We start from the raw sequence: 23,686 nt of genomic DNA, 5'->3' as shown, positions 1-23,686 counted from the left end.
GAATGGCATATATAGGATTATTGAAAAAAGAAAAATATGGTTTACTATATCCCTTATAATAATTGTAATTGGAATGTTTACCATTGCCACAAAAGGATTGGAATATGGATTGGATTTTAAGGGCGGTACCATAGTGGAAATAAATTTAGGTACAGATTTTAATAAATCAGATGTGGATAGTATAATAAAAAAGTATTCCAATGATTTTCAATCCAATAAAGCTGATAATAAATCCATAACTATAAAAGCAACTTCCCTTAGCAATAATGCTGTCAGCAGTATTGTAAAAGATATAAAAGCAAAGTACAAAAAAAGCAGTTTGACAAATCAGGAGAATATAGGTGCCGTTATAGGAAAAGAAACCAGGATTAAAGCCATAGAAGCTGTTATAATAGCTATAATAGCCATGTTTATATATATAGGTATAAGATTTGAATTGAGTTTTGGCGTGGCAGCTATTATATCTCTTATTCACAATGTGCTTGTAATGCTGTCTGTATATGCAGTCCTTAGAGTTTCCATAGATTCTAATTTTATAGCAGCAGCACTTACGGTTATAGGTTATTCAATTCATGATACTATAGTTGTTTTTGACAGAATAAGAGAAAATCAAAAATACATGCGAAGGGTAGATCCTATGATTGTCGCAGATGCTAGTGTTACTCAGACACTGGCAAGATCTATAAATACTGTATTGACCGTTGTAATAACACTTTCTTCTGTATATATTTTAGTTCCTTCTGTAAGGGTTTTTTCGGAACCTATCCTTATAGGAATAATTACAGGATGTTATTCTTCTATATGTATAGCTAGTCCATGCTGGGTTATTATAAAAAAACATATGTTGGCTAATAGAAAAAAATCACCTAAAACAATATAGTTAATTCTTTAAAATATACATTTAATATGATAAGATAAAAAATCTAGAGTATATTGCAACTCTGGATTTTTTTATTGTAGAAAATCTAACCATACTGTATTTGTATTAGAAGACAATATCATTTATAATGTAAGTGCTTTCGATAAATTTGGAGGATTTTATTATGGAGATGCAAAAGGAAAATATACAGGATTTTAATTTTTTAGGCATGAAAAACCCATTTCTCCTAAAAGATATGGGGGAAGCTTTAAAAAGAATAATAGAAGCTGTAAATGAAAGAGAAAAAATAGTAATCTATGGCACCTGTGATCTAGATGGTATAACTTCAGTGTCTCTATTATTGCTTGTGCTGAAATACCTGAATGCAGATGTAGAATATTTTATATCTGATGAAATTAATGATTTTGATATAAAGTCAGATATAATAGAAAATCATATAAAATTTTTAGGTGCCAAGCTCATAATAACTGTTGGATGTGGCATAAAGTCTGTTTCCGAAATAGGTTTATGTAAAAGTCTGGGGATTGATGTCATAATAACAGATTACCATAAAAGTGGAGAGGTTTTGCCAAAAACCATTATTGTAGATCCAAATCAAAAACAGTGTACATATCCATCCAAGGATTTGACTGCAGCAGGTGTAACATTTAAATTGTGTCAGGCTATATCAATGTATTATGAGATGAAATATATAGGCAAGTATTTGGATCTTGTGACCCTTGGAATTCTTTCAAAGCGAGTGGATATAAAGGGCGAAAATAAAATCATGGTAAATCATGGCATGTATTATATAAATTATACAAATAATTATGGAGTAAAAGCTTTACTTAAGGTAAATAATATTTCTAATGTGAATAGAGAAAGTATGTTCAGTCTTTCAAGCGGCATGATGTGTTCAATCAAAAATAAAAGATATATAGATAATGCAAGGATTACAGTGGAACTTTTTATAACCGAAAGTATAGATAGGGCAGAACAGATAGCTAAATATTTAAAAAATGAAATTGTGTAGTTCATAAATGCTATGGCTTGAATATTTATGAATATTTAATATATAATTATAGGATGAAAGAAAAACTTATATTGGGATTTAAATTGGACTGCAAGCTAATAAAGTTATTTTGAGGGGGGAATATAATTGAATTTACAGAACAGCATAAGAGTAATAGAGGGTTTTCCAAAGAAAGGAATAAGCTTTAAAGATATAACTACTTTACTTCAAAATAAAGATGCTTTCAAATATACCGTAGATAAAATGGCGGCATATTTGAAAGACAAGAATATAGACATAATAGTTGGTCCTGAAGCAAGGGGTTTTTTATTTGGTGCACCAATAGCTTATGCCATAAATGCCGGTTTTGTGCCTGTAAGAAAAAAGGGAAAATTACCCTGTGACACACTAAAAGTTAAATATTATTTGGAATATGGCAGTGATGAATTGGAGATGCACAAGGATGCAATAAAGCCGGGGCAGAGGGTTGCCATAATTGACGATTTACTTGCAACTGGAGGTACCATCAGTTCCGTTGTTAAATTAGTAGAAGAAGCTGGCGGAAAAGTTGTAACTATAGATTTTGTAATAGAATTGACGGACTTGAAGGGAAGAGAAAAACTGAAGGATTATGATGTAAAATCTTTGACCCAGTACAATATTTAAAACCCCTACAACAGATCATATGGCTGAGAATTTCAGTTTTGTAAAGTGTGGGATGACAGGCAGCTGAATAAGTTTTTCCAATGTTCGGGTGGAAAAGCATTTCTTACAGGAAAGTTCCACTTGAACCTAAGAATCATTTGATAAATTTCAAATTGCAAGTTTTAACGGTATATAATATAATGTTAATAAAAAATAATGGCTGGTTTGTTAAACCAGCCATTGATTTTAGGGAGTATCAGTATGTTAGAACGATTAATAGAACTAATAGATAAAAATTGCAATAATGTAGATAAAAATATGGTTGAAAAAGCTTATTATTTTGCTGATGAAGCCCATAAAAGGCAAAAGAGGGAATCTGGTGAGCCCTATATAATGCATCCTGTAGAAGTAGCTTGTATATTGGCAGAAATGGGATTGGACACTAGCACAATAGTGGCAGGACTTCTACATGATGTGATTGAAGATACCGACTTCAGCCATGAGGATGTGAGCAGGGAGTTTAGCCCTGAAGTAGCAAACCTGGTGGAGGGTGTTACTAAATTGGGGAAAATAGAATATAAGACCAAAGAAGAGCAGCAGGCGGATAATGTAAGAAAAATGCTGCTTGCCATGGCAAATGATATTAGAGTCATACTTATAAAATTGGCAGATAGGCTTCACAATATGAGAACATTAAAATATTTACCTGTGGAAAAGCAAAAGGAAAAGGCAAAGGAAACCTTCGATATATATGCACCGCTGGCTCATAGGCTTGGAATGTCTAAAATTAAATGGGAATTGGAAGACTTAGCTTTTAGATATGTAAATCAGAATGAATATTATTTTATAGTCAGAAAAATTGCAGAAAAAAGAGTAGAAAGAGAAAGATATATTGAGCAGATAATAAAACAGTTAAAAGAAAGTTTAAAAAAGTCAGGTATAGATGCAGATATTGAAGGCAGGCCAAAACATTTTTACAGTATATATAGAAAGATGGTACAGAAAAACAAGACTATAGATCAAATTTTTGATTTAACAGCTGTGAGAATTTTGGTGGATACGGTAAAGGATTGTTATGCATCTCTTGGAATAGCTCATACTATATACAAACCCATACCGGGAAGATTTAAAGATTATATTGCCATGCCAAAACCCAATATGTATCAGTCACTTCATTCTACGGTTATGGGACCTCAGGGAAAGCCCTTTGAAATACAGATAAGAACTTTTGAAATGCATAAAACTGCAGAATATGGTATAGCGGCCCATTGGAAGTATAAAGAAGGGGTTGAAACTGCAGAGGATATAGATAAAAAACTTACCTGGCTTAGAGAAATGCTGGAATGGCAGAGAGAAACCTCGGATGCAGAAGAATTTATGGAAAGATTTAAAATAGACTTGTTTTCGGATGAAGTATTTGTCTTTACACCTAAGGGTACTGTTATAAATTTACCTTATGAAGCAACTCCCATAGATTTTGCCTATAAAATACATACGGATATAGGAAACAGCTGTATCGGAGCAAAAGTAAGCGGAAAAATGGTACCTCTGGATTATCATCTGAAAACAGGAGAAATTGTAGAAATACTTGCATCAAGTACCCCAAAGGGTCCCAGTATTGACTGGCTGAATGTAGTCAAAAGCAATCAGGCAAAAAGTAAGATAAGAGCTTGGTTTAAAAAGGCTAGAAGAGAGGAAAATATATTAAAGGGTAAGGATCTCCTGGAAAAGGAGACAAAAAAGCAGGGATATAATTTTGGTGAAATTGCAAAAGGTGAAGTTATAGATTTTGTACTTAAAAAATACAACATGAATTCTTTAGATGATTTGTATGCTTCCGTGGGAATTGGTGGTTTGAATTCTTCTACCATAGTTTTAAAGATGAAGGATATGTATATTAAAACTTCCAGAATGAATATTGATGATTGGAAAGAACTGCGGGATAAGCTGAATAAATTTACCAGTAAGCCTCACAAAAAGGATAAAAAGTCTCCGGGGGTAATTGTAAAAGGTGAAACCAATGTACTTGTAAGATTTGCAAAATGCTGCAACCCGGTACCAGGAGATCCTATAATAGGGTATATAACCAAGGGCAGAGGGGTTTCAATTCATAGAAAAGATTGTAAAAATATAGACTTTCTGCTGAAAAACAAGGATAATAAGGTAGTAGAGGTAAGCTGGGGAAAACCTAAGGGGGAGTATATTACCGAAATTAAAATAGAAGCTGAAGACAGGCAGGGGATTTTGGCTGAATCAATGGAAATTATAAGTGACAGTAAAATTTATCTTTATGCTATAAATGCCAAACCAGTTAAAAACGGAATAGCTGTTATAAATGTAAAACTAAAAATATCCAGTATTGATGAACTTAAAGATGTGATGAGAAAATTGAGGAAAATAAAAGGTACTATTGAGGTTTATAGAACAGAAAATTGATTATTAAGTTAAGGGGTGTTGTTTGCCATGCGTGCTGTAGTTCAAAGGGTGAAAAGCTCTAAGGTTGAAGTGGGTGGAGAAATTATAGGTGAAATAGGAAAGGGATTGAATGTGCTTTTGGGTATATCTGTAGAAGATACTAATGAAGATATACCTTATATGAAGGATAAAATACTTAATTTAAGGATATTTGAGGATGAAAATGGGAAGTTAAATAAATCTCTTCTGGATGTGAAGGGAGAACTCCTTATAATTTCACAATTCACCTTGTACGGGGATTGCAGAAAAGGCAGGAGGCCAAGTTTTATAAGGGCTCTGTCAGGAGATAAGGCTAATGATATATATGAAGAATTTGTAAGGGAGTGCAAAAATTCAATAGATAGAGTTCAGACCGGCAAATTTGGGGCAGATATGATGGTAACTATAGAAAATGATGGACCGGTGACCATTATGGTAGACAGTGAGAAAAAATTTTAAATTTAATTTGCGAATACAGGAGGTGTGTTTTGTGAAATTAAGAAAATTGATTGTAGGGGTATATGGGGCTAATTGCTATATATTATGGGATGAAGATGCAGCAGAATGTGTTGTGATTGATCCGGGTGGAGATGTAAAGGACATAACAAATGCAATAGATGATTCTAATTGCAAAGTGAAATATATATTGTTGACCCATGGCCATGCAGATCATACAGAAGGGGCAGAACAGATAAAAAATAGATATAATGCTCCCATAGGAATAAACAAGCTGGATTATGAAATGATGAAAAAAGGAAGTCTTATGTATGGTACTATGACAGCGGAGCCTGATATTTATTTTAAGGATAACCAGATATTTGAAATTGGGAATATAAATTTAAAAACAATATTTACCCCAGGACATACTCCTGGAGGAGTAAGCTTTTTAACAGAAAATTTAGTTTTTACCGGGGATACACTTTTTCAGGGTTCTGTTGGAAGAACTGATTTCCCTGGAGGAGATTTTGAAGCAATTATAGACAGTATAAAAAATAGACTTATGATTCTTCCGGATGAAACAGAAGTGTTGCCGGGTCATGGACTTAAAAGCTTTATTGGCAAGGAAAAAATTTATAATCCGTTTTTGTCTGAAGAAAGGAGCTGAAAATACTTTAGCAGCATTTTACTATAAATTAATGCTGCTTTTAAGTGGATATGAAAATAAAAGTTAAATTAAATCCTAATATATACAGATATCAAGTATTCCAGATAATAAACTTGTTTTATGATTTTACGGATATAGTTTTTGTAGAAGGTAAGGACTGGGACTTCAATATTATGATATTGGAAAATATCATGCTCATAGAAGATAAGCAGGGTATTCATAAAACAGAGTTTCAAAGTGATTTGACGGACAATGAGAATGTTAGGAAAATAGTATTTTTATATTTCAGTCAAAACATAGATAGAAATTTACCCTGGGGAACTCTGGTTGGAATAAGACCAAGTAAAATAGCATTGAAATTGATAAAAGAGGGTAAAAGCAAGGAACATATAGCAGAATACTTTTACAGGCATTTTTGCTGCAGAAAGGATAAATCAGAACTTTGTATTGATATAGCAGGAAGGGAAAGAAGTCTGGTAAATACCAGCAGCAAAAATATAAGTGTATATATAGGAATGCCTTTTTGTCCTACTAGATGCCTTTATTGTTCTTTTACCTCTAATCCCATTGAAAAGTGCAAAAATATTGTAGAAGATTATCTCAAAAGTCTGATTTATGAAATAAGACAAATTTCCCATTATATAAGACAACATAATTTAAATATAGAATGTGTGTATTTTGGCGGGGGAACCCCAACTTCCATAAATGATGAAAAATTTGAAAAAATAATGGATGAAATATATAATGGTTTTATATGTGATCATAAAATAAAAGAATTTGATGTAGAATGCGGCAGACCTGACAGTATAACTTTAAATAAATTGGAGATCATGAAAAAATGTAAGGTAAGCAGAATAAGTATAAATCCACAGACAATGAATGACAGTACTTTAAAATTTATTGGAAGAAAACATTCTGTAAAAGATATAGGGAAAAAATTTCATATGGCAAGACAATGTGGATTCAACAATATAAACATGGACATAATTGTAGGCCTTCCTGGTGAAGGTATGGAACATATCAACAGAACTTGTGAAGAAATAGAAAGGCTTTCCCCGGATAATTTGACAGTACATGGTATGTCTGTGAAAAGGGGATCAAGGCTCTATGAAAATATATTGAACAACGTAGAATATTCTATTGCTGATAATAAAGAGTTAAATTCCATGTATAAGAGGACAGCTGCACTAGCTAAAACATTGGATATGAAGCCCTATTATATGTATAGACAAAAAAACATGGTGGGCAACATGGAAAATGTAGGATATACCAGAGTCCACAATTCGGGAATTTATAATATAGAAATGATTGAAGAACAGCAGACCATAATAGCTTGTGGAGCTGATGCCGTTACCAAAGTTATATTTTTAGATGAAAACAGGCTGGAAAGACAGGCAAACGTAAAGGATGTGAGGGAGTACATAAACAGAGTGGATGAAATGGTTCAGAAGAAAACAAAGCTTTTGGATACGTTGTATTGAATATATTATAAGTAAATTGGCTATGAAATCCATAGGGTTTTATTGCCAGGCAAGCAGGGAGGAAATAAAGTATTATGATTATACAGGCACCTAGAGGTACTAAAGATGTATTGCCTACGGAATCTTATAAATGGCATTATTTAGAAAACATATTTAAAAATATAGCAGCTTCTTATGGGTACAGGGAGATAAGAACACCTGTATTTGAATATACGGAGCTTTTTGAAAGAGGAGTAGGTGAAACTACAGATGTAGTTCAAAAAGAGATGTATACATTTAAGGATAAGTCAGGCAGGAGCTTAACTCTTAAAGCTGAAGGAACTTCACCGGCAGTAAGAGCTTTTGTAGAGAGCAGTTTGTATAATGAAGCTCAGCCAACCAAATTATTTTATTTTACACCGGTTTTAAGATATGAAAGTGTTCAAAAGGGAAGGCTTAGAGAGCATCATCAGTTTGGAATAGAGGCTTTTGGTGCTGAAGAAGCTTCACTTGATGCAGAAGTCATAAGCTTGGCTATGAGGGTATACAGGAAACTGGGAGTAAAGGGGTTGGAATTAAATATAAACAGTATAGGGTGTCCTAAGTGCAGAAAGAAATATAATGAGATTTTAAAAAATTTTCTATCTGAAAGGTATGATGAACTCTGTGATACCTGTAAAAGCAGATTTCATAAAAACCCTATGAGAATATTGGACTGCAAGGTGGAAAGCTGCAGGAAAATAGTAAAGGATGCCCCCTTAATATTAGATTATCTGTGTGATGAATGCAGAGATCATTTTAAAAATTTACAAAAGTATTTGACTGCCCTTGGAATAGAATATAAAATAAATCCGTTGATAGTCAGGGGACTAGATTACTACAGTAAAACTGTATTTGAAATAATCAATAATAACATAACCGTATGCGGTGGGGGAAGGTACGATTATTTAATAGAAGAGGTTGGAGGACCACAAATGCCCGCAGTAGGATTCGGAATGGGAATAGAAAGAACACTTCTAACCTTGGATGAAAATGGAATAGAAATACCAAGGCTTCCCTATATAGATTTATATATAGGTGCCATGGGAGATGCTGCAAAAGTAAAAGCTCTTAATCTGGCAAATAAATTGAGAGAGGGAAATTTAAGGTGTGAGTGTGATCATATGAATAGAAGTGTAAAAGCTGAAATGAAATATGCAAATAAAATAGATGCCAGATTTACCGTCATAATAGGTGATAATGAGCTGCAGTCAAATACTGCTAAGTTTAAGAGAATGTCGGATGGAGAACAATTTGAGATTGATTTGCAGAATATAGGTTCAATTTTAAATTTAGTCAGATTATAAAATGGTGTTAAAATTTAAATGGTCAAATAATGAAGGAATAGGAGTTGAAAAACCGTTAAAATAACATTAAAAGCTTATAATGTTAAATATACCTTGGAGTGCCGGACCAGAGAAGTTTAACTTCAGGCACAATGAAACAGGTAAATGCACTTATTTTATATTACAATAAGGCATATATAACGGAATATAATGGGAGAATCATTAAATGGACTTAAGAGAACTCATATGTGCGGTGAACTTAGAGAAAGCAATATAGGTGAAAAGATTACGGTAATGGGGTGGGTTCAGAGAAAAAGAAATTTAGGCGGACTCATATTTGTGGATCTTAGAGATAGAACAGGAATACTTCAGATTGTATTTGGAGAAAAGATAAATAAAGAAGCTTTCGGGAAGTCAGACAATGTTAAATCTGAATACTGTATAGCGGCTACTGGAGTTATTGTAAAAAGAGAATCACCTAATAGGGGAATTCCCACTGGCATGGTAGAATTAAAGGGGGAGTGTATAAAAATATTTTCGGAGTCCAAAACACCTCCAATATATATAAAAGAAAATCTGGATACAGATGAAAATATAAGACTGAAATATAGGTATCTTGATCTAAGAAGACCTGATATGCAAAGAATACTTATGCTAAGGCATAAGGCAGCAAAGGTCATAAGAGATTTTTTGGATGAAGAAGGATTTGTTGAAATAGAAACGCCCATACTTGGGAAGAGTACTCCAGAAGGTGCCAGAGACTATCTTGTACCCAGCAGAAATTACAAAGGGAAATTTTATGCACTTCCTCAATCACCTCAGCTTTTTAAACAGCTTTTAATGGTTTCGGGGTATGATAAATACTTTCAGATAGTTAAATGCTTTAGAGATGAGGATTTAAGGGCAAACAGGCAGCCTGAATTTACCCAGGTGGATATGGAACTTTCTTTTGTAGAACAAGAGGATGTAATGAAGGTAAATGAAAAATTGCTTCAGAGAGTATTTAAGAAAATATTGAATTTAGATATAAAGCTTCCCATAGAGAGAATGCCTTATAAAATTGCCATGGAAAAGTACGGAAGCGACAAACCGGATTTAAGATTTGGCATGGAGATAAATGATATAACTGAAGTTATAAAAGATACAAATTTCAAGGTGTTTCAATCTGCCATTGAAAAGGGTGGTTCTGTAAGGGCTATAAAAGTTCCAAATTCCGCTTCCATGAGCAGAAAGCAGATTGATAAGCTGGTGGAGTTTGTAAAAGATTATGGGGCTAAGGGACTTGTATGGATGGAATACAGAGAAGACGGAGTTAAATCATCTGTATCAAAATTTTTAACTGAAAAAAATACTGGGGATATATTGGACAGCATGAAAGCAGTGCCTGGAGATCTTATATTGATAGTTGCAGATAAAAATAAAATTGTATTTGAAAGTTTAGGTGCACTTAGAGTTCATATGGCAAAGGAAACAGGTATTTTAAAGGATAATAATGAATTTAGGTTTGTATGGGTAACAGAATTTCCTCTCTTATCTTACAATGAAGAGGAAAAGAGATATCAGGCGGAACACCATCCATTTACTATGCCTATGGATGAAGATATACAATACCTGGATAGTGATCCTGGAAGGGTAAGGGCCAAGGCCTATGATATAGTGTTAAATGGAGAGGAACTGGGAGGAGGAAGTATAAGAATACATGACACCAAGCTGCAGGAAAAAATGTTTCAGGTAATTGGAATTACAGAAGAAAATGCCTGGGAGAAATTTGGATATCTCCTGGAAGCATTTAAGTTCGGACCACCACCTCATGGAGGCCTGGCTTATGGATTTGACAGAATGGTGATGTTTTTGGCAAAAACTGATAATATAAAAGATGTTATAGCATTTCCTAAAAATCAAAATGCATTTTGCCCATTGACAGAAGCTCCAAATGTAGTAGATGAATCTCAATTAGAAGAACTTGGAATTGATATAGAAACTTTAAATAAAGAGAATTAAATATCTGCATAATAAAGATAAATTTTTAAAAATGTAGTATAATAATACTGATGATTTGATAAAATATAATTTTTGCTTATACCTAAAGTTTAATAATTCCTGCTGTGTACGTGGAATGAGTTGATGTTGACCGAACATTTTATAAAAGGGAATTTGACTCTTCTTGTGGAATGAAACTCAATTTAATTTGAGCACAGGAAGCAAGAAGGAAATGCCCACCTGCTGGGAGCGGGTTCAAAGTAACTCATAATACGGCATGGTGGGATTTTATTGTCTTAAAATATAATTTTTGATAATTTGTACATCTTTTTTATATTTATAACATTATAATTTTTGCAGACTGGTTTTTAAAGAAGACAGGGAGTCAATTATTTCTTCTCGAGGAAGGTTGCCAGCACACAATTCACTGTCACTTTTTAATAAAAGATTGTTGTAAAACTCTATTGAATACTTGATAGATTGGGAGCTATAGGCATTTTCCTGTAATAATTCATATATTATATCTTCAGCTTTATCATATTTGCAGGATTTTGTATAATAAGCTACAATTTGATTTTCAAGTTCATAGGATAATTTGTACTGGCATATTTTACTTATAATGGAGTCTATATCTGAAAAATGAACCTCCAGCTCACAATCAACCCTTTCACTTAAATAGGCATTCAAAAATAAATGAAGAGATTTTTGATGTATGTAAAATGAATCATTTAATTTATTTTGGCTTTCCAGGATATTGCCTTCTTCTTCTAATAATTTAGCCATTATTATACATTTGTCTGTGTTTATGGTTCCATTAATTTTTACCATTTCCATTAAGCTGTTTACAGAAAGAGAGTTAAAAAATTTTAAACTTAGTCTAAACATATCTTTGAAAGCAGTATCAATTAAATCCAGGGCCTCCCTGTAATTTTTGTTTTTTTTGCCATCCAGTATTTTAATTAACAGTTCATTGAATTTTTTAATTAATTCTGCAGTTATAGTTCTTTTTAACATCGCATATACCTCCAAGATCTTATAAAAAATAATGTCAATAATATTATATATTATTATACTAAAAAATTATTTTATTTACTATAAAAAGCCATAATAAATATTGAATATTAATATTTATTGTGATATTATAATATATAGGACACATAGTCTTTAAAACTACGTTGCACGATATCGATATTTATATTTGGTGAAGGAGTGGTAACATATGGATAATCAATTGAAGTTTTACACCAGAGGTGAGGAAATTGCCAATGCTGTAACTCACGGAATAGGTGCATTATTGTCAATTGCAGCTCTTGTGCTCTTAATTGTTTTCTCTGTTGAAAAAGGTGATAAATGGTACGTGATAAGTTATACTATATATGGAATTTCCATGTTTATTTTATATTTAGGATCTACTTTATATCATAGTATAACTAATGTAAAGGCCAAAAGAGTGTTTAGAATATTTGATCATGCATCTATTTATTTATTAATTGCAGGGACATATACACCCTTTACGTTGACTATTTTAAGAAATTCCGTAGGATGGACAATTTTTTGGATAATATGGATCTTGGCCATTTTGGGAATAATAATGAAAGTATTCTGGGTGGGAAAGTATGAAATCGCCTCTACTTTATTATATATTTTCATGGGATGGATAATAATTTTTGCCATGAAAAAACTGTTGGTATTATTGTCTCCTGCAGGTATAGCTCTTTTGGTTGCAGGGGGAATTATATACACCGTTGGTGCTGTCTTATATATGATGAATAAAATACCTTATAATCATGCAATATGGCATATTTTTGTCATGGGAGGAAGTACATGTCACTTTTTCTGTATATTTTTATATTTATTTCCCAATTCATAGTTATGATTAAAAAAGCATTATTGAAATATATTCAGTTTCAATAGTGCTTCAAGATGTGTAGAACTCAGTTCCAAAATAATTTTAGCTTTTATTCGCTAGATTATTGGCTACATTTACCACAAAGTCCTGGACATTTGTTATTATAGAAGTTATTTCCAAGCTTCCCCTGTCTCTTAATTTATTTACTACAAATTCTGATATGTCTACAGTGTATATATAAACTGGTCTTATTTTTTTACCTTCTATTTTGTATACTGGAGTCATATTTCCCGTTGCTATGGTATGAAGCTGAGTTGCCAGACATATAACCGTAGTAGCTTTTTTACAATAGTATCTCATGATATCCTGAGCTTTATATACATCTGAGATCACAGAAGGGAGGGGACCATCATCCCTTATAGAACCTGCAAGTACAAGAGGAATTTTATTTTTAATACAGGAGTAAACAACACCATCTTTTATATCCTCTTTTTTAATGAAGTTATCAAGGGAGCCATATCTTCTTGCTTTGTTTATTACATCTATATGATTATAGTGACCGTTTGTTACAGAGTGCTGAGTATATATATTCTGGCCAAGTGCTGTCTTAAAAAAAGAACCCTCAAGATCATGGGTTGCAAGTGCATTTCCTGCAAAGATACAATTTGCATATCCAGCTTCTATAAGAGAGGACATGGCTTTTTTAGAATCAGCATCGAATACTACAGCAGGGCCTAATACCCATAATATATATCCATGTCTTTTTTCATATTCCAGCAAGTCATATAAATTATCATAATCTTTGGAATAAGAACTCTCCCTGCTCCTTCCAGCCCTAAATGAAAACACTTGGTTTTCTGAGCTGGGATTATCCTTAAATCCATTTGTATGTACGAAAATACCTTGGCTGGAATCCTCACTTCTTCCAAGTATTACTTCTTCTCCAATTTCTAAATTTCTAAATTCCTTTATCTTTAAATTACTGCTTTTATCCAATACTGCCACGCAGTCCATTCGGCTTTCAGATGCTAATACCCATTTCTGGTTTATTTTAAAATATTCCGGATATATGGAAGTAGCATGATAATTATCCGGAGCCACCCCTTCTACTTCAACTTTTTTTGTAATTACATTAGGGGAAGAAAGAAATGGTTCCTTTGAAAAATCAGGTAAATGATAATCAGGTAATTTAAAATTCATTGCAAAGACCTCCCTATAGATTTATTAAATATAATTATATCAAAAAATGCCGGCTAAAGGGATAGGCTAGAGTTTAAATTTTTATATTATATAATAGTAAAATCCAATGTGGGGACTCCAAATAAGCAGAAATTTGTATTATTGTAAAAGATAGTGGAAACTTAATTAGACATTTTATGACACAATAAATAGAATTATATAATATAAGATAAAAAATATGATATATAATAAAATATTATGGTATAAAATATAGAAAAATGATGAAATATTTTGATGAGGTTTTAGTAAATATTAAAAGGAGTATTTACATATTATGTAGAATATATAAACAATAAGTTTATTTGTAAAGGATAATAATTATGATTAATAGTAATGTTTTTGGATTTCATTCTTCATTTTACTATTGTGGATTAGAACATTTAATTGTAAATATGTATCAATATATTAAAGATGGTGTTGATAAAAGGGAAAAAATATGTATTTGTACTGATAACATAATATATTTGGAATTATTAAAACATCTAGGTGCATATAGTAAGTATATGGAATGTTTTGATGCAGTTGAAATGATGGATTATTATAAGAGAACAGGATTGAGCCAGACAAAAGTAAAGCTTTCAAAATATATAGCACAAAATATCAAGAAGGGTTATACGGGATTGAGATTTATTATGCAAATTGATTATGTAATTTCCAAAACCTGTTCCAAGGATTTCTTATGCTTTGATGAAAATATATCAGATATGATTTTAGGGACAAGGGCTTCCTTTATGTGTATTTACGACTTTGAAGACTATTTAAACAATAAGAATTTTATAAATGATAATGTGCTTAGAAAATCCTATAAAAATCATTTTTTTAGATTATACAAGGGTGAATTAAAAAAATGGAATAAGCTATTAAATTTAAAATAATCCTAGTTGAAGAACTAGGATTATTTTAAATTACATTCAGAATTTTTAGGTAAAATCCATTAACTTATGGGAGTTATTACATTATCAAGGCAATATAAGTTTAACCGTAATTAATAAAAACTATACATTTTGGAAGAGAATATATAAATAATAATATGCAAAAATTAAATGGTAAATATAAAACTTTCTCTAAATTAGTAATTAAATTTACATTACCTTATTTCTAATTTATAATAAGGGTGATATTATATAAGAGTTAATAGTTAATAGTTAAGAGTTAAGAGTTAATGAGATAAAACTTTTTTATAAACGAAATGATTTTGGAGGTAATTTGATGAATGATGAAAAACTGTTAATACTAGATGGTCACAGTTTAATGAATAGGGCATTTTATGCACTGCCGGATTTAACTAATTCAGAGGGAACTCATACCAATGCAGTTTATGGATTTTTAAATATGCTGTTAAAAATGAAAAAAGAAATTGAGCCCGATTATATAGTTTGTACTTTTGACAGAAGTGCACCTACTTTTAGACATGATAGGTATAGTGAATATAAAGCTGGAAGAAAAAAGATGCCTCCTGAGTTATCCCAGCAATTTCCTATAATAGAGAAAATACTTAATATGATGTCCATAAATATTTTTGAAATAGATGGATTTGAGGCAGATGATTTAATGGGAACACTGTCTGTTTTTGCTGAAGATAAAGGAGTAGAGGTATATATAATTACTGGAGATAGAGATGCTCTTCAATTGGCTACAGACAGGGTAAAGGTGGTTATAACCAAAAAAGGAATTACACAAAGGGAAATATATGATAAAAATAGAATGATAGAAGAATATGGCGTAACTCCTACACAATTTATAGATGTTAAAGGACTTATGGGTGACAACTCAGATAACATACCAGGAGTTCCGGGTATAGGTGAGAAAACTGCCTTTAAGTTAATAAAAGAATATAAAAACATAGAAAATGTATTTGAGAATATAGATAATATTAGTGGTAAAAAGCTGAGAGAAAATTTAAAAAAATATATGGAGCAGGCTGCATTTAGTAAGAAGCTTGCTACTATTATTACAGATGTGCCTATAGAGATGGATTTAAAGTCAATTGAATCTAAAAGTAAATATGATGCTGAAGGACTAAGGGGTTTGTTTGAAAAGCTTGAATTCAAGTCTTTAATAAGTAAGATACCTAAAATAGAAGGACAGGAAAAACCTGAAATAGAGGAATTTAAGGTGGAAGTCAACAATATAGATACTTTAACTGGATTACAAAAATTTGCAGATCATCTAGCGAACTCAAAAATAGGGGATAATTTATTATATGTGAATTTTAAGGTGGTAAGTGGGAAGGTATATTCTAAAAACTTTATAGATAAAATATTTATAAATTTACAGGAAGAAAACTTTGAAATAGAGATAAATAAATTGTATGGTGAAGACAGCAGCAGTACAGTGAGGCTTATGAAAAACTTATTTGAAAATCCTGATTTAAATAAGATCAGCTATGATATAAAGGCTCCCTGCAGTATACTGCATAGAATGGGCATAAAACTTTTGAAAATAAAGTTTGACATAAAAATAGCAGCTTACCTTATAGATTCATCCAAGTCAAATTATGAACTTGTAGATATTATTAAGGAATATACAGGAATGAATATTTCAAAGGAAGATAAAAATCTTTTTGCCAAAGAGACCATGATGTTTGGCAAAATATATTCTTCATTAAGACAAAAAATAGAAGAAGGAGATATGGAGAAGCTTTTATATGAAGTAGAACAGCCACTTATACATGTGCTTGCGTCGATGGAATACCAGGGGTTTAAAGTTGACATGAGTAAACTTATGCAGCAGGAGAATAAATTCAAGCTGGAAATAGAAAGAATACAAAAGGAAATATACTCTCTTTCTGAAGAGGAGTTCAATATAAATTCCCCAAAGCAGCTGGGAAAGATACTTTTTGAAAAGTTAGATCTGCCTGTGATAAAAAAAACCAAGACAGGATATTCCACTAATGCGGAGGTACTGGAAAAATTAAAGGATAAGCATCCTGTAATTGAAAACATAATTTATTACAGGCAGCTCACAAAATTGTATTCTACTTATATTGAGGGTTTAAAAACTGTTATAGAAGAGGATAATAAGATTCATTCCAGTTTTAACCAGACAGTGACTACCACTGGAAGACTTTCAAGTACAGAACCCAATCTCCAGAATATACCTATAAAATATGAAATGGGTAAAGAAATAAGAAAAATATTCGTGCCGGATAATGAAAATTGCGTCATACTTTCAGCAGATTATTCACAGATAGAACTCAGGGTACTTGCCCATATTGCAGAGGATAAAAATTTAATAAGTGCATTTATAAATCACAGTGACATCCATACTAAAACTGCTTCAGAGGTATTCAAGGTGCCAATAGATCAGGTTACACCTACTCAAAGGAGCAATGCAAAAGCTGTAAATTTTGGTATAGTATATGGCATAGGTGATTTCAGTCTGGCCAAAAATCTTAAAATATCCAGAAAGGAAGCTAAACTCTATATAGATACTTATTTTGAAAGATATCCAAAAGTAAAAGTATACATGGACAATATAGTAAAGGAAGCTAAAAAGAATCTTTATGTTACTACATTGATGAACAGAAGGAGATTTATACCTGAAATAAAGTCTTCAAATAAAATAATAAGATCTCTAGGTGAAAGACTTGCCATGAATACTCCTATTCAGGGAAGTGCAGCGGATATTATAAAAATAGCCATGGTTAATGTGTACAGGAGATTGGAACAGGGTAATTTAAAAAGTAAATTAATACTTCAGGTACATGATGAATTGATCTTGAATGTATATAAGGAAGAACTTGAAAAAGTGAAGGGTATTGTGAAAGAGGAAATGGAAAATGTATTGGATTTGAAAGTTCCTCTTGAAGTGGATATAAGTATAGGCAGCAATTGGTATGAGGCTAAATAAGAAGTGTTAAAAGAGGGATGGCTGTGATTAAAATAGGACTTACTGGAGGTATAGGAAGCGGAAAAAGCACTGTTTCCAATATGCTTAGGGAAAAGGGTGTTAAAATAATAGATGCAGATGATATAGCCAGAAATGTAATTGAGAAATATCCTGTTATAATTCATAAGATAAAATCAATTTTCGGGGGAAAATTTATAGATGCTTCAGGAAAACTTAAAAGAAAAGAATTTGGAGATCATATATTTTCATGTGAATATGAAAGAGTAAAATATGAAAATATTATAATGCCCTTTATTAAAAGAGAAATATTAGACAGTATTGATAAACTGGAAAAAAATAATGAAAGGATTTGTATAGTAGACGGAGCTACTCTTATAGAAAATAGATTTTATAAATATTTGGATTTAATTTTACTGGTTTGGGTAAACAGCAGCGTTCAAATATGCAGGGTAAAAAAAAGAGATAAGTTGACGGAGCTTCAGATAATCCATAGAATAAATTCTCAAATGCCTTTAGAAGAAAAGAAAAAATATGCGGATTTTATATTGGATAATTCATATACATTGGAGGAAACCAAAAGGCAGCTGGAGGAGATATTTAATAAGATAAATATGAAATTATAGGGGGGTGAAGTGCCTTAAAATAATATTTAGGGCATAGATGAAATTGAAATATATAAGTAAAATAGTAGTGATTATGTTAATAATAATGGCAGTATTAAATGCAAAGAATATTATAAGATACTATTTTCCTTTAAAGTATTCAGGTTATATAGTGAAGTATTCCAAAGAATATGATTTGGATCCACATTTTGTAATGGCTGTGATTAAAACGGAAAGCAATTTTAAAGCAGATATCAGATCCAATAAAAATGCCATAGGTCTTATGCAGATAACTCCAGATACTGCAAAATGGGCGTCAGAGAAAATGAATATAAGGGATTTTAGAGAGGATATGTTAAATGATCCGGAGTTTAATATTAAAATGGGATGCTGGTATTTGAACAATTTAAAAACGGAGTTTAACGGTAACATGAAACTTGTTCTAGCCGCTTATAATGGAGGAAGGGGCAATGTGCAGAAATGGCTTAAGGACTCTCAACATTCAGCAGATGGAGAAAATCTTCACTATATACCTTTTAAAGAAACAGACAAGTATATTAAAAAGGTGGAGGTTAGTTATAAAGTCTATAAGTATTTATACGGGGAAGCTTTTTTAGGTATGTCTCTGGTGAAAATTTCTGAAAAATTTTAGTTGACAACTATGTGAAAAGTTATTATAATATTTATTGTATGCGAGAGTGGCGGAACAGGCAGACGCGCACGTTTGAGGGGCGTGTGAGTAAAATCGTACGGGTTCAAGTCCCGTCTTTCGCACCAATATTGAATATGTACATAAATATCTGTCAGCATTTTTAGGTGCTGGCAGATATTGGATTTACTGAAAGTTTTTTCTTTCAATAATGGGTGTGATTTAAAAACACTTTTTGGAATCCATCTTATCCTGGACCTGAACAAGAGCTTCTCCAAAGCGCTGAAAGTGAACAACTTCCCTAGCCCACAAGAATTTGAGAACATCTATTATATCAGGATCGTCCGTTAAGGTTATCAAATGCTCATAAGTTGTTCTGGCTTTTTGTTCAGCTGCCATATCCTCATGTAGATCTGTTATTGGATCTGCTGTAGCGGTTATATAGGCGGCAGTCCAGGGAACTCCATTTGCATCCTGCCAGTAAAGTGCACGTCCATGCTGAACAAAATGCCCTCCCAGGCCTGCTTCCTCCAATTCGCATACAGTGGCATCTTTTATCAGTTGATATACCATGGCACCTATAATTTCCACATGAGCCAGTTCTTCAGTGCCAATATCAGTAAGTAAACCTTTGGTTTTGCCGGTAGGCATGGTATAGCGCTGATTCAAATATCTGAGAGAAGCACTTAGTTCTCCATCAGGTCCTCCGTATTGAGCTACAAGGTATTTAGCCATTCGTATATCTTTGCTTTTAATATTAACAGGATATTCTAATTTTTTTTCATAAATCCACATATATGAGACCTCCTATTTGTCAGGCTCCCAGGGCCAAGGTTTATCTGTCCATGACCAAGGATATTCGCTTTGACTAAATCCGAAATTAGTAAGCATACCGAAATTTACTTCATATTCCTTTTTAAGATACATCAGCTGTTTTGACAAAGTGTTATAATCGGCAAGGGCTTTTTTATTGTCAGGAAAATTATCCAGAAAAATATTTAGATCTACTGCAGCAAATTCAACTTGCCTGATTTTATCTAATAATTTCTTACCATCCTTCATGTTTATTTCCTCCTATCTTAATTTTCGGGATAAGGTATAACCAGATTAGGGAATACAGTACCCTTCTCCAGGGCTGTATTTAAAGGAAGTAATCCTATATAAGGCTGCATAGGTACATAGGCTCTTGCCAAACTTTTGCCTGAGTCAGCTGGAAACATAGAAGGGGATATATATTCGGGATCCATATAGGGAACAAATTTTGAATGCACTATTTTCACCTCTTATATTTTCTTTACAATGATAATATATTCATGGCTTTGAATTGTGTTAACATAAATTGTGCACATAAAACTTATTCCGGATAAATTAATATGTATTTGCTTTTATAAATTTATCAATAGAGGTTTTAAATATTCCCGTTTAATGATATAATCATCTTGGATAATGTTATTAAAATATATGGAATTGAGTATAATAATGACTATGGGTAAATAAGATTGTGTAAACTCCTAGAAAATTTTAGCTATATAATCTGTGTACCCTCCACTTATATATTTTATATTTATTAGGAGCTTACATAAATCTTTCTACTATATTATACGATTGAAGAACTTCTATTGCTTCAAATAAAATTATATTTTATTTGAAGTATTTTTTTAGGTATAAAATCATCCTTTATTATACAAAATAAATTTGGAGGTGTTTTTATGTCAATAAATTTAACAAACAAAGAAAGATTGCTGTTGGAGGATCAAAAAAGCCATGAAACTATGTGTATAAACAAGTACACAAATTATGCCAATCAGGCTAAGGATTCTCAGCTGAAACAATTGTTTTTAAACAATGCTTCTATTGAGCAGGAACATTTGAGCAGCGTTAATTCACTTTTAAATGGAACAGTACCGGATTTAAACAATAAGCAGGGTAATTCAAATTCAAATGTAAATTCAAGTATCTCTTCATCGCAGGCAGGCATGTCTCAAGTTAGCGATGAAGATATGTGCAAGGATATGCTCATGACTGAAAAATATATTTCAGGTACATATGATACTTCAATATTTGAATTCAGGGACACAAATGCCCGGGATGTATTAAATCATATACAAAAAGAAGAGCAGAAACACGGTGAGTCCATATATAAGTATATGGAAAGCAAGGGGATGTATAAGCTTCAGTAGAGAATTCATAATATGATATAGCTAGAAAAGGGAGTATAAACTAATATTAATCGCCTTAAAAGTAAGGAACATTAGTAATACTTTTAAGGCGATTTTTAATATTAGACTTGCACAGCATAATTTTATGATATATTATGAAACTATATTATAAGTTGATGTGGCAGATCAAGAAAGTGATTATGTGACTGAAATTTTTTTAATATTCATAATAATTCAGAGTATTGATGTATTACTCAGATATAGGAGGATTGGTTATGGAAGATAAGTATGGAAGAAGGATAAATTATCTCAGGGTTTCACTTATAGATAGATGCAACTTAAGATGCAGATATTGTATGCCTAAAGAAGGAATAATAAAAAGACCCCATAATGAATTATTAAGGTTCGAAGATATATTAAAGATTATCAAAGCAGCAACTCATCTTGGAATAAATAAAATCAGATATACTGGAGGAGAACCACTTATAGTAAAAGATATAGACTATTTAATAGAAGAAACTGCCAGGATACAGGGAGTTTCTGATTTAGCCATTACTACTAATGGCACATTGTTATATGACTTAGCAGATAAATTAAAATCAGTTGGCTTAAAAAGAGTAAATATAAGTTTGGACACCTTAAAAAAGGACAAGTTTAATTATATTACAAGGGGAGGTAATATAGATACCGTATTAAAATCTGTTGAAAAGTGCTTGAGTATTGGATTGACACCTGTTAAGATAAATGTGGTGCTTATAAAAGGATTTAATGATGAAGAGATTGTAGATTTTATAGGGATTACGAAAGATTTGCCTATAGAAATCAGGTTTATTGAATTAATGCCAATTGGACAAGGTGAAAAGCTTTATAAAACCAGTTATTTGTCTTCGCAAAATGTTTTGAAAATTATAAAAAATATTTTTGAATTGGTTCCTCAGAAAACCGATTCAGAAAGTACAGTTTCTTTATACAAGGTAAATAATTACTGTGGCAGTATAGGATTTATAAGCCCAATGAGTTGTAAATTTTGTAAGAATTGCAATAGAATAAGACTTACTTCATTGGGAAATCTAAAACCCTGTTTGCATTCAGATAAAGTAATTAATTTAAAACCCTGTCTTAATAATGATGAACTTCTTATGCAGAACTTAAAACAGGGTATATTTAGTAAACCATTGCAGCATAATATGGATTCAAAAAATAAAAGTGGAAGCAATAAGATGATGTATCAAATAGGAGGTTAAAAACTATTGTAAGTTTATCCCCATTGCTGTAAATATTTTTATCTGGGCTAATTCTGCTTGGGACAAGTTACTTAGCTGATAGGATCTTGAGTTACCGGTTTTAGCCCAAATAACAAAATGTTCACAGTTATTTTCTAAAAGATTATAGCTTTTTTCACCAAGTCTTGTTTCCGCCCTTTTTACAGTTTCCTTAGGATTAAATTCCACACTACTTTTTACATTTAGGATAAAATAATTTCCCGGTTTGAAATAAGTATCCATATCTGTTTCCTTTATCTGGGCATCCATTGCAGTACCTGTACCGCTGCAGTAATGAATCACTTTATTATTTCCAATATATATTCCATAGTGATTATATTTATATCCCATGAAATTATCAGTAGTTCCCACGATATCACCATACTGAGGTTTTCTTGTAATTCTCGACAATATAGTTGAATTGTCCGTTTTTATATTAAAACACAGCTTTTTGTCCTTCTTCATTTTGTGATTTCTAAAATGTAAATTTGAAGATAGTGTAACATAAATTTTATCATTTTCGTTAAATCCATCTACAGGAGGATTTATAAGTAGAGTTTTGCCGCTGGCACTGGGAAATATATATACATCAATGGTGTCATTATTTTTATCTTTTACAGATATATTTTTTAAAGTGGAATCATCCCATATAATTTGACCTCCCAGTGGTATTTGAATCTGGCTGTATTTATAAATATCTGCTGCTTTATTTTGAAGTATATAAGTCCTACAGATAAAAAATGCAGCTGTAATTATTATAAATATTGATATCAATTTTACAAAAAAGTATTTCTTCATATAAGACACCTTGCTTTGTGTTTTTAATTACCTTTTTTAGGAAACCAGCCTTTGGACACCCTTTCCTTTTGCTTAAATAATTCTAATATGCCCCAAAGAAAAGTGAAGCCTAAAATGCCTAAAAATCCAGATAGTATATTGGATTTAATTAATAGGGAAAATGCTATGCTCAAGCAGCCTATTAATAAAAATAAAGGCCATATTTTTATTCCAAAATAATATTCACCTTTTATTACAAGTATATGGCCAATACCTGTTAAAATTAATACGAAAATACCAGTTATAAGTCCATAGTAATTAAGCATGTAATACCTCCTTATCAATTGACATTGGGTTCAGATGAAGTTTGCCCATCACTTTATATGTGTTAAATCTTATTAACAGTATTCTTAGTGTCTTCAGCATTTAGAATAGGTTATCCTTTAAGGGAAGAAAT

General features: G+C 31.9%; 23 protein-coding genes, 1 tRNA gene and 1 other RNA gene. 18 read left to right on the top strand and 7 right to left on the bottom strand.

The window, feature by feature from the left end; translation table 11 throughout:
* The first annotated feature begins 7 nt into the window (after positions 1 to 7).
* The 10 genes from secF to ssrS all read left to right on the top strand — a co-directional run bounded on the left by secF (position 8) and on the right by ssrS (position 11,131).
* Entirely contained in the window at positions 8 to 880 is an 873-nt protein-coding gene (secF, locus tag ACYUJ6_RS12545; protein ID WP_461845508.1) for a protein translocase subunit SecF, read from the top strand.
* A gap of 163 nt (positions 881 to 1,043) precedes the next feature.
* Positions 1,044 to 1,892, top strand: a complete 849-nt coding sequence (locus ACYUJ6_RS12540) for a DHH family phosphoesterase (RefSeq protein ID WP_461843104.1) — start codon at positions 1,044 to 1,046, stop codon at positions 1,890 to 1,892.
* Positions 1,893 to 2,018: 126 nt separating this feature from the next.
* On the top strand, positions 2,019 to 2,537 hold the full coding sequence (locus ACYUJ6_RS12535; RefSeq protein WP_461843103.1) for an adenine phosphoribosyltransferase: 519 nt from the start codon (positions 2,019 to 2,021) through the stop codon (positions 2,535 to 2,537).
* Positions 2,538 to 2,777: 240 nt separating this feature from the next.
* A complete protein-coding gene (locus ACYUJ6_RS12530; RefSeq protein WP_461843102.1) occupies positions 2,778 to 4,952 on the top strand; it encodes a RelA/SpoT family protein in 2,175 nt (724 codons plus the stop codon).
* A gap of 27 nt (positions 4,953 to 4,979) precedes the next feature.
* Complete coding sequence (gene dtd, locus ACYUJ6_RS12525; RefSeq protein WP_461843101.1) at positions 4,980 to 5,429, top strand: D-aminoacyl-tRNA deacylase; 450 nt, start codon at positions 4,980 to 4,982, stop codon at positions 5,427 to 5,429.
* 31 nt (positions 5,430 to 5,460) lie between these two features.
* The gene (locus ACYUJ6_RS12520; RefSeq protein ID WP_461843100.1) at positions 5,461 to 6,075 is read left to right on the top strand and encodes an MBL fold metallo-hydrolase; all 615 of its coding nucleotides are present in this window, start codon (positions 5,461 to 5,463) and stop codon (positions 6,073 to 6,075) included.
* A 50-nt stretch (positions 6,076 to 6,125) separates the two neighbouring features.
* Positions 6,126 to 7,556, top strand: a complete 1,431-nt coding sequence (locus tag ACYUJ6_RS12515; RefSeq protein ID WP_461843099.1) for a coproporphyrinogen III oxidase — start codon at positions 6,126 to 6,128, stop codon at positions 7,554 to 7,556.
* Between the two features lie 74 nt (positions 7,557 to 7,630).
* Positions 7,631 to 8,881 carry a histidine--tRNA ligase gene (hisS, locus tag ACYUJ6_RS12510; protein ID WP_461843098.1) on the top strand — a complete coding sequence of 417 codons (1,251 nt, stop codon included), beginning with the start codon at positions 7,631 to 7,633 and terminating at the stop codon, positions 8,879 to 8,881.
* Positions 8,882 to 9,070: 189 nt separating this feature from the next.
* Positions 9,071 to 10,861, top strand: a complete 1,791-nt coding sequence (gene aspS, locus ACYUJ6_RS12505) for an aspartate--tRNA ligase (protein ID WP_461843097.1) — start codon at positions 9,071 to 9,073, stop codon at positions 10,859 to 10,861.
* Between the two features lie 93 nt (positions 10,862 to 10,954).
* Positions 10,955 to 11,131: non-coding RNA, 6S RNA (gene ssrS, locus ACYUJ6_RS12500), on the top strand.
* Between the two features lie 54 nt (positions 11,132 to 11,185).
* Here the strand turns inward: ssrS and ACYUJ6_RS12495 are convergent.
* Positions 11,186 to 11,854 carry a DUF6483 family protein gene (locus tag ACYUJ6_RS12495; RefSeq protein ID WP_461843096.1) on the bottom strand — a complete coding sequence of 223 codons (669 nt, stop codon included), beginning with the start codon at positions 11,852 to 11,854 and terminating at the stop codon, positions 11,186 to 11,188.
* Positions 11,855 to 12,059: 205 nt separating this feature from the next.
* On the opposite strand from ACYUJ6_RS12495, the gene trhA reads away from it, so the two are divergent.
* Positions 12,060 to 12,710, top strand: coding sequence for a PAQR family membrane homeostasis protein TrhA (gene trhA, locus ACYUJ6_RS12490; protein ID WP_461843095.1), 651 nt, complete (start codon positions 12,060 to 12,062; stop codon positions 12,708 to 12,710).
* Between the two features lie 81 nt (positions 12,711 to 12,791).
* Here the strand turns inward: trhA and ACYUJ6_RS12485 are convergent, their stop codons facing one another.
* Entirely contained in the window at positions 12,792 to 13,889 is a 1,098-nt protein-coding gene (locus ACYUJ6_RS12485; protein ID WP_461843094.1) for a putative NPN-dependent ornithine cyclodeaminase, read from the bottom strand.
* 359 nt (positions 13,890 to 14,248) lie between these two features.
* Here ACYUJ6_RS12485 and ACYUJ6_RS12480 point away from each other — a divergent pair, with 359 nt between their 5' ends.
* From ACYUJ6_RS12480 to ACYUJ6_RS12460, 5 genes are all read left to right on the top strand, one after another.
* Positions 14,249 to 14,803, top strand: coding sequence for an MEDS domain-containing protein (locus ACYUJ6_RS12480; protein WP_461843093.1), 555 nt, complete (start codon positions 14,249 to 14,251; stop codon positions 14,801 to 14,803).
* A 334-nt stretch (positions 14,804 to 15,137) separates the two neighbouring features.
* Positions 15,138 to 17,780 carry a DNA polymerase I gene (gene polA / locus ACYUJ6_RS12475; RefSeq protein ID WP_461843092.1) on the top strand — a complete coding sequence of 881 codons (2,643 nt, stop codon included), beginning with the start codon at positions 15,138 to 15,140 and terminating at the stop codon, positions 17,778 to 17,780.
* A gap of 23 nt (positions 17,781 to 17,803) precedes the next feature.
* Positions 17,804 to 18,403 carry a dephospho-CoA kinase gene (coaE, locus tag ACYUJ6_RS12470; RefSeq protein WP_461843091.1) on the top strand — a complete coding sequence of 200 codons (600 nt, stop codon included), beginning with the start codon at positions 17,804 to 17,806 and terminating at the stop codon, positions 18,401 to 18,403.
* A 43-nt stretch (positions 18,404 to 18,446) separates the two neighbouring features.
* Positions 18,447 to 19,034 (top strand): lytic transglycosylase domain-containing protein, encoded by a 588-nt coding sequence (locus ACYUJ6_RS12465; RefSeq protein WP_461843090.1) that lies wholly within the window; start codon positions 18,447 to 18,449, stop codon positions 19,032 to 19,034.
* Between the two features lie 40 nt (positions 19,035 to 19,074).
* Positions 19,075 to 19,159, top strand: a tRNA-Leu gene (locus ACYUJ6_RS12460).
* 94 nt (positions 19,160 to 19,253) lie between these two features.
* Here the strand turns inward: ACYUJ6_RS12460 and ACYUJ6_RS12455 are convergent.
* The 3 genes from ACYUJ6_RS12455 to ACYUJ6_RS12445 are packed head-to-tail and all read right to left on the bottom strand — an operon-like array spanning position 19,254 to position 20,302.
* Positions 19,254 to 19,826: a manganese catalase family protein gene (locus ACYUJ6_RS12455; protein WP_461843089.1), complete on the bottom strand. Its 573-nt coding sequence runs from the start codon at positions 19,824 to 19,826 to the stop codon at positions 19,254 to 19,256.
* Positions 19,827 to 19,838: 12 nt separating this feature from the next.
* The gene (locus ACYUJ6_RS12450) at positions 19,839 to 20,093 is read right to left on the bottom strand and encodes a spore coat protein CotJB (protein ID WP_461843088.1); all 255 of its coding nucleotides are present in this window, start codon (positions 20,091 to 20,093) and stop codon (positions 19,839 to 19,841) included.
* Between the two features lie 17 nt (positions 20,094 to 20,110).
* Entirely contained in the window at positions 20,111 to 20,302 is a 192-nt protein-coding gene (locus ACYUJ6_RS12445; protein WP_461843087.1) for a spore coat associated protein CotJA, read from the bottom strand.
* Positions 20,303 to 20,740: 438 nt separating this feature from the next.
* Between ACYUJ6_RS12445 and ACYUJ6_RS12440 the strand changes: the two genes are divergently transcribed.
* The gene (locus tag ACYUJ6_RS12440) at positions 20,741 to 21,211 is read left to right on the top strand and encodes a spore coat protein (protein WP_461843086.1); all 471 of its coding nucleotides are present in this window, start codon (positions 20,741 to 20,743) and stop codon (positions 21,209 to 21,211) included.
* A 254-nt stretch (positions 21,212 to 21,465) separates the two neighbouring features.
* On the top strand, positions 21,466 to 22,434 hold the full coding sequence (gene moaA / locus ACYUJ6_RS12435; RefSeq protein ID WP_461843085.1) for a GTP 3',8-cyclase MoaA: 969 nt from the start codon (positions 21,466 to 21,468) through the stop codon (positions 22,432 to 22,434).
* Positions 22,435 to 22,437: 3 nt separating this feature from the next.
* Here moaA and ACYUJ6_RS12430 read toward each other — a convergent pair whose 3' ends face one another.
* A complete protein-coding gene (locus ACYUJ6_RS12430) occupies positions 22,438 to 23,250 on the bottom strand; it encodes a lecithin retinol acyltransferase family protein (RefSeq protein WP_461843084.1) in 813 nt (270 codons plus the stop codon).
* A 23-nt stretch (positions 23,251 to 23,273) separates the two neighbouring features.
* Positions 23,274 to 23,555 (bottom strand): DUF4491 family protein, encoded by a 282-nt coding sequence (locus ACYUJ6_RS12425; RefSeq protein WP_461843083.1) that lies wholly within the window; start codon positions 23,553 to 23,555, stop codon positions 23,274 to 23,276.
* Positions 23,556 to 23,686: the final 131 nt, after the last annotated feature.

The organism is Clostridium sp. JNZ X4-2 (assembly GCF_054889485.1).
The sequence above is the reverse complement of the archived record's forward strand: the minus strand, read 5'-3'. Positions and strand labels throughout refer to the sequence as shown.

Coding starts and splice junctions, on each gene's coding strand:
- ACYUJ6_RS12540 (WP_461843104.1), top strand. CDS start 1,044: ATGGAGATGCAAAAGGAAAATATACAGGATTTTAATTTTTTAGGCATG.
- ACYUJ6_RS12530 (WP_461843102.1), top strand. CDS start 2,778: ATGTTAGAACGATTAATAGAACTAATAGATAAAAATTGCAATAATGTA.
- dtd (WP_461843101.1), top strand. CDS start 4,980: ATGCGTGCTGTAGTTCAAAGGGTGAAAAGCTCTAAGGTTGAAGTGGGT.
- ACYUJ6_RS12515 (WP_461843099.1), top strand. CDS start 6,126: ATGAAAATAAAAGTTAAATTAAATCCTAATATATACAGATATCAAGTA.
- hisS (WP_461843098.1), top strand. CDS start 7,631: ATGATTATACAGGCACCTAGAGGTACTAAAGATGTATTGCCTACGGAA.
- aspS (WP_461843097.1), top strand. CDS start 9,071: ATGGGAGAATCATTAAATGGACTTAAGAGAACTCATATGTGCGGTGAA.
- ACYUJ6_RS12495 (WP_461843096.1), bottom strand. CDS start 11,854: ATGTTAAAAAGAACTATAACTGCAGAATTAATTAAAAAATTCAATGAA.
- trhA (WP_461843095.1), top strand. CDS start 12,060: ATGGATAATCAATTGAAGTTTTACACCAGAGGTGAGGAAATTGCCAAT.
- ACYUJ6_RS12485 (WP_461843094.1), bottom strand. CDS start 13,889: ATGAATTTTAAATTACCTGATTATCATTTACCTGATTTTTCAAAGGAA.
- ACYUJ6_RS12480 (WP_461843093.1), top strand. CDS start 14,249: ATGATTAATAGTAATGTTTTTGGATTTCATTCTTCATTTTACTATTGT.
- polA (WP_461843092.1), top strand. CDS start 15,138: ATGAATGATGAAAAACTGTTAATACTAGATGGTCACAGTTTAATGAAT.
- ACYUJ6_RS12455 (WP_461843089.1), bottom strand. CDS start 19,826: ATGTGGATTTATGAAAAAAAATTAGAATATCCTGTTAATATTAAAAGC.
- ACYUJ6_RS12450 (WP_461843088.1), bottom strand. CDS start 20,093: ATGAAGGATGGTAAGAAATTATTAGATAAAATCAGGCAAGTTGAATTT.
- ACYUJ6_RS12440 (WP_461843086.1), top strand. CDS start 20,741: ATGTCAATAAATTTAACAAACAAAGAAAGATTGCTGTTGGAGGATCAA.
- moaA (WP_461843085.1), top strand. CDS start 21,466: ATGGAAGATAAGTATGGAAGAAGGATAAATTATCTCAGGGTTTCACTT.
- ACYUJ6_RS12430 (WP_461843084.1), bottom strand. CDS start 23,250: ATGAAGAAATACTTTTTTGTAAAATTGATATCAATATTTATAATAATT.
- ACYUJ6_RS12425 (WP_461843083.1), bottom strand. CDS start 23,555: ATGCTTAATTACTATGGACTTATAACTGGTATTTTCGTATTAATTTTA.